This is a genomic window from Variovorax sp. Root473, assembly GCF_001426505.1.
GTDB lineage: Bacteria > Pseudomonadota > Gammaproteobacteria > Burkholderiales > Burkholderiaceae_C > Variovorax.
Genome location: NZ_LMEV01000017.1, coordinates 226291 through 229726, shown reverse-complemented (window position 1 = coordinate 229726; position 3436 = coordinate 226291). Strand labels below are relative to the sequence as shown.

Annotated in this window: 3 protein-coding genes; all 3 read right to left on the bottom strand. The window is 67.3% G+C overall.

The window, feature by feature from the left end:
• On the bottom strand, positions 1 to 1137 hold a 1137-nt coding region (locus ASD34_RS14355; protein WP_235510070.1), incomplete at its 3' end, for a methyl-accepting chemotaxis protein.
• Positions 1138 to 1147: 10 nt separating this feature from the next.
• Positions 1148 to 1669, bottom strand: a complete 522-nt coding sequence (locus tag ASD34_RS14350) for a chemotaxis protein CheW (protein WP_056578523.1) — start codon at positions 1667 to 1669, stop codon at positions 1148 to 1150.
• A 16-nt stretch (positions 1670 to 1685) separates the two neighbouring features.
• A complete protein-coding gene (locus tag ASD34_RS14345) occupies positions 1686 to 3308 on the bottom strand; it encodes a methyl-accepting chemotaxis protein (protein ID WP_056582350.1) in 1623 nt (540 codons plus the stop codon).
• Between the last annotated feature and the right edge of the window lie 128 nt (positions 3309 to 3436).

Genomic DNA, 3436 nt, shown 5'->3' with positions numbered 1-3436 from the left:
AGCGTTCAACGCCAGGATGTTGGTCTGGAACGCGATGCCGTCGATCACGCCGATGATGTCCACAATCTTCCTGGACGACGCATTGATTGAGCCCATCGTGTCCACGACCTGAGACACCACGGCCCCACCCTTCACCGCGACTTCCGACGCCGACACCGCCAGCTGATTGGCCTGCCGCGCGTTGTCCGCGTTCTGCTTCACCGTCGAAGTCAGCTCTTCCATCGATGCGGCCGTCTGCTCCAGCGAACTGGCCTGCTCTTCGGTGCGCGACGACAGGTCCTGGTTGCCCGAGGCGATCTGCCCCGAGGCCGTGGCGATCGTTTCCGTGCCTGTGCGCACTTCGCCCACCACCTTGGCGAGATTCGCGTTCATGTCCTTCAGTGCCTGCATCAGCTGGCCCGTCTCGTCGCGGCTGTCCACGCGGATGTTCGCGCTCAGGTCGCCCGCGGCCACCGTCTCGGCCACGCCGACGGCCTTCGCCAGCGGGCGCACGATGCTGCGCGAGATGAAGAAGGCGAACAGGCCGCCCAGCAGCACCGTGAGCGCCGTCAGCAGCAGCCGCAGGTTGAAGCTCTTCGCATTCGCCGCGTCGATGGCGTGGCTCATGTCGTCGATGGCGCGGCGCTCGATGGCGAGCAGCTCGAGCACGCGGTTCTCATACGCCTTGGCGGCCGGCTGGAACGACAGCTGGTAGGCGCGCACGGTCTCGACCGTGTTGCCGCTGGCCTTGGCGCGGGTCACGTCGTCCTTGGCGGCCTGGTACTTGGCGCGCAGCTCGACGATCGACTTGTAGGTCGCCTTTTCCTCGTCGGTGACCAGCAGCGCCTCGACCTTGGCCATGGTCTCGCTGCCCTTCTTCACGCTCTCGGAGATCACGTCGGCGAACAGCATCGGCAGCGCCTCGTCGGTGGTGCGCGCGATCATCGAGGTGCGCGCGATGGCCGAGTAGGTCAGCACGTACCAGTCGGAAATGAGCCGCTCCTTGGCCAGCGGGCTCTGCATCATGACGCGCGTGGCTTCGGCGTTGCGGTGCGCGGACATCAGCCCCACGGCGCTGGAGATGATCGACAGCCCCAGCACGATGGCAAAGGCGAGGGTCAGGCGGGTGCCGATGCGAAGGTTCGAAAAGAATGTCATGGGATGGTCCTCAAACGGTGGCCGCGGCTTCGATGAGGCCCATTTCTTCGCTGGACATCAGCCGGTCGATGTCCACCAGGATGAGCATGCGTTCGTCCAGCGTGCCCAGGCCGATCAGGTAGTCGGTGTCGAGCACCGAGCCCATCTCGGGCGCCGGCTTGATCTGCTCGGCCGTGAGCGTGATCACGTCCGACACGCTGTCCACCACCATGCCCACCACGCGGCCCGAGATGTTCAGCACGATCACCACCGTGAACTGGTCATAGGTGGGTGCGCCCAGCTCGAACTTGATGCGCATGTCGATGATCGGCACGATGATGCCGCGCAGGTTGACCACGCCCTTGATGTAGTCGGGCGCGTTCGCGATGCGCGTCACGGCGTCGTAGCCGCGCAGCTCCTGCACCTTCTGGATGTCGATGCCGTATTCCTCGTCGCCGAGCTTGAAGGTCACGACCTCCAGGCGGCTGGTGACGGGCGCCGAAGCGGCGGGGGCCGCGGATCGCGGCGATGTGTCTCTGGTGTTGTTCAGCATGTGTTCTTCTCCTCGTTCAATGCGCGTGCCCGACAGCGGCACCCTCGCCCGCCCCGGTCCTGAATACCTGTGCGGCCCGGACCAGGCCCTCGGCCTGTTCCTGCAGCGACTGCGCCGCGGCCGAGGCTTCCTCGACCAATGCGGCGTTCTGCTGCGTCACCTGGTCCATCTGCGCGATGGCCTGGTTGATCTGCTCGATGCCCGAGGTCTGCTCCTGGCTCGCGGTCGTGATCTCGCCCATGATGTCGGTCACGCGCCGCACGCTGCCGACGATCTCCTGCATGGTGCGGCCGGCCTCGGCCACCTGCTTGCTGCCCGCCTCGACCTTCTCCACCGAGTCGCCGATCAGCTGCTTGATTTCCTTCGCGGCAGCGGCCGAGCGCTGCGCCAGGCTTCGCACCTCCGAGGCGACCACGGCGAAGCCCTTGCCCTGCTCGCCCGCACGCGCGGCTTCCACGGCCGCGTTCAGCGCGAGGATGTTGGTCTGGAACGCGATGCCGTCGATCACGCCGATGATGTCCACGATCTTTTTCGACGACGCGTTGATCGAGCCCATCGTGTCCACGACCTGCGACACCACGGCGCCGCCCTTCACGGCGACCTCCGACGCAGAGACGGCCAGCTGGTTCGCCTGCAGTGCGTTGTCCGCGTTCTGCTTCACGGTCGAGGTCAGTTCTTCCATCGACGCGGCCGTCTGCTCCAGTGAACTGGCCTGTTCTTCCGTGCGCGACGACAGGTCCTGGTTGCCCGAGGCGATCTGGCTCGACGCCGACATCACGCCTGCGACGTTCGCATCCACGTCCGCGACGATGGCGAAAAGGTTGGCGCTCATCTGGTTCAGCGCGCGCAGCAGCCCCGCAATCTCGTCGCCGGGCCGCACCGTGAAGCGAACCAGGTCGCCGCCCGCGATGGTGCGCGCCACCTCGATCGCCTCGTCGAGCGGACGGAACACCGTGCGGCCGAGGAATGCGCCCAGACCCAGCCATGCCAGCGCGGCGCCCATGGCCGTCGCGGCCACGGCGGCGGGCAGCCAGCTGGGTACGCCGGAAGACGCGGCCAGCCGGGACGCTTCGACCCAGCCCACGGCGCCCAGACCCAACGACAGCACAGCCGCCGCGATCGTCACGCCGAACACGCGATGGCGCACCGGAAAGCGCCGCAGCCGCGCCAGCGGACGCGTCCAGCCGCTGCGCACCACTTCGCCCTGTAGCAGTTCGAGGCCCTTGGCCTCGCCCTCGCGCATGCGGCGGTAGAGCGCATCGGCGGCCAATACGTCTTCGCGCGCAGGCCGGCTGCGCACGGACATGTAGCCCTCCACGCGGCCCTGGTGGCGGATCGGCGTGACGTTGGCGAGCACCCAGTAGAAGTCACCGTTCTTGCGCCGGTTCTTGATGAGCCCGGTCCACGGCAGGCCCTGGTCCAGCGTGCGCCACAGGTCGGCGAAGGCCTCCGGCGGCACGTCGGGGTGGCGCACGATGTTGTGCGCCTTGCCCATGAGTTCGGCGGGCGTGAAGCCGCTGGCTGCGACGAAGGCCGGGTTGACGTAGGTGATGCGTCCCTTGAGGTCGGTGCGGGACACCAGGGCCTCTTCCTTCGAGAGTTCGTATTCGATGTCGGTGACGGGCAGATTGACGCGCATGGCCGGTGCGTCGCCTTCAGGCCAGTGCCAGCGCGTGGCTGCTGCCGCCGAGGCGGAACACGCCGACGACCTGCGACAGGCTGCCGGCCTGTTCCTGCAGCGACTGCGCCGCCGCCGAGGCCTCTTCC

Excerpts from the sequence above, each read along its gene's own strand:
- ASD34_RS14350 (WP_056578523.1), bottom strand. The coding sequence starts at position 1,669 with ATGCTGAACAACACCAGAGACACATCGCCGCGATCCGCGGCCCCCGCC.
- ASD34_RS14345 (WP_056582350.1), bottom strand. The coding sequence starts at position 3,308 with ATGCGCGTCAATCTGCCCGTCACCGACATCGAATACGAACTCTCGAAG.